At 47.4% G+C, this 2,614-nt stretch carries 2 protein-coding genes; one reads left to right on the forward strand and one right to left on the reverse strand.

Features of this window, described 5'->3' with window-relative positions; all coding sequences use genetic code 11:
• Positions 1-288 precede the first annotated feature (288 nt).
• The gene (locus NG833_RS29325; protein ID WP_254568800.1) at positions 289-855 is read left to right on the forward strand and encodes a tetratricopeptide repeat protein; all 567 of its coding nucleotides are present in this window, start codon (positions 289-291) and stop codon (positions 853-855) included.
• A gap of 132 nt (positions 856-987) precedes the next feature.
• On the opposite strand, the gene NG833_RS29330 is transcribed toward NG833_RS29325, so the two are convergent.
• On the reverse strand, positions 988-2,382 hold the full coding sequence (locus tag NG833_RS29330; protein WP_254568801.1) for a (Fe-S)-binding protein: 1,395 nt from the start codon (positions 2,380-2,382) through the stop codon (positions 988-990).
• Positions 2,383-2,614 lie beyond the last annotated feature (232 nt).

Below are 2,614 nucleotides of genomic sequence, written 5' to 3' on the forward strand. Positions count from 1 at the left end.
AACAAATAAATCATCCTTGCTTTGATGCGATCGCACCTAACAAGGCTCTTTTAGCCCGCGCAGGCACCGCTTTGTCCGTGTAGCCCCACCCTTCAGGGTGCGGGTTTTTTGAAGGTTTTATTTTTTGGAGTTCCCTTAGGCTCGCTATATAAGTGTTGTTAACCCCCCTCTATAACTTTCGCTAATCAGAGAAAAATGGATTAAAATTTTATCATTAAACTTGACATTTTTGGGAACAGGTGTGGTTTCATAGTCAAAGTAAACTCCTCCGTTCACAAATCTTAACCCATGAAACCCCATCTCCTTGGATCTGGACTCCTTACGGTAGCAGCCTGTCTTTGTCTGGAAATGCCTGTCTTCGCTGCCACTGCCGCTGATTCGGAACTGAACTCCGATGGGGCGGTGAATGCCACGGCTGAAATCGCCCAAGCCCCAAAAAATACCTATAATGCCTGGGGGAACGAATGTAGCAATCTCGTTGAGCAACAGCGCTTCAACGAGGCGATCGCCGCTTGCGATCGGGCGGTTACCCTCAAACCGGACTATTCCCTTGGCTTAACTAACCGCTGTGTCGCCCTCCTGCAACTCGATCGCTATCAAGATGCCGTAGAATCCTGTCGCCGCGCACTCACCGGGGATGGCAACTGGGGAGAGAGAACCGAAGCCAGTGGCTGGCTGAATTTTGGCGGGTCCCTCATCCTCTTTGCTGGAGAAAAACCCAATCCCAACGAAGCCATTCCCCTGCTGCAACAAGCCCTCCTCGCCTTTGATAAGTCCCTGGAAATCGAACCTGCCAACCCCAATACCCGCCAACTCCGCAACGAGTTGGAAAGACTCATTCAAGACTTGACTTAAACCGATTTCCCCAACCCGCGCCGAAATGTGTCTACTATTAATGATGTTGCTGGTTTTTTAATCGCCAAAGGTGCGTCAGAATCTAATTTATTCCTACCATCAGGACCTCTACATTCTGACGCACCTCCACCCCTATTTCAACCGCACTCCTCGAATGGATAAATCTAATAATTCCATCGGGTGCATCAACGGGATCTCTTTCCCCTCTAGCTGCAAATGCTTTTGAATTTGCAACGCACAACCGGGATTGGGAGAGGCAATTAACTCAGCCCCGGTATTGAGCAGATTCTGCACTTTTTGCTGACCCAACTCTTCCGATACCTCCGGTTGCAGCATATTATAAACCCCTGCACTGCCACAACATAACGCCGCATCAATGGGTTCTTTCAGTTCAACTCCGGGAATTTGCTTAAGAATTTGGCGCGGTTGCTGACTAATTTTTTGACCATGTAACAGATGACAAGCATCCTGATACACTACGGTTAATTTTCCTTCCGTTAAGGGAGAAAGTTCAGCGGTTAATCCCACCATTGCCAGGAATTCTTGGACATCTTTCACCTGATTGGCAAAAGCTTGTGCTTTGTCGCGATAATTGGGGTCATCCTGGAGAATGTGCCCATATTCTTTGAGAGTATGACCACATCCGGCGGCATTGATAATGATAAAATCAACCTCAGTGCCTTCAAAACTATCAATCATTTGACGGGCGATCGCCTGTGCCTGTTCTTCCTGTCCCTGGTGTGCCGGTAACGCCGCACAACATCCCTGTCCCTTGGGAATTACCACCTCACAGCCATTGGCAGTTAAAACCCGCACCGTTGCCTCATTCACCGGATTAAAAAATAACCGCTGTACACATCCGAGTAACATCCCCACCCGATACCGTTTCTCTCCTTGTGCCGGAATCACATCGGGATAGTTTCCCTTGAAAAACTCCTGGGTAATATTCGGTAAAATTGACTCCATCGCCGCCAAGCGCGGGGAGAGTTTCTTTAATAAACCCGTTTGCCGCACTAATTTGGGAATTCCTAACTTTTGGTAAACATAAAGGGGAACCAATAAAGGACGTAGGCGATTGGGATAGGGGAATAAGTTAAAAATGAGACTACGAATTATGCGATCGCCTAGGGACCGTTCATAATTGCGCTCAACTTGAGGACGAGTTGCCGCCAGCAATTTATCATATTGTACCCCCGAGGGACAAGTGCTGACACAAGCTAAACATCCCAAACAAGTATCGAAATGCTCTACGGTTCCCTCTGCCAGAGGCGCTTCCCCAGTGGCGATCGCATCCATCAAATAAATCCGTCCTCGCGGCGAATCCATTTCCTTCCCAATCACCCGATAACTCGGACAAGTAGACAAACAAAAGCCACAATGAACACAAGTATCAATCAGTTTCGGATCCGGTGGATGTTGAGCATCAAATCCCGGCAACCCTTCCGACTCGCTTAACTCATTCAAATGCGGATTTTGACCCAAAAAGTTACTAGATTTAGCCGCAATAGTAGATTCCACAGGTTTCATATTCATCAACTCAATATAGTCTCCAAGTTCGTAGTAACGCCTGAAGGCGTTCTTTTCTCTTATGTTCGTAGTAACGACTTCAGTCGTTCTCTTAGTTCGTAGTAACGACTTCAGTCGTTCTCTTGTCCTAGTTCGTAGTAACGACTTCAGTCGTTCTCTTGTCCTAGTTCGTAGTAACGACTTCAGTCGTTCTCTTGTCCTAGTTCGTAGTAACGACTTCAGTCGTTCTCTT

This window comes from Oscillatoria sp. HE19RPO (assembly GCF_024220515.1).
Lineage (GTDB): Bacteria > Cyanobacteriota > Cyanobacteriia > Cyanobacteriales > Laspinemataceae > Laspinema.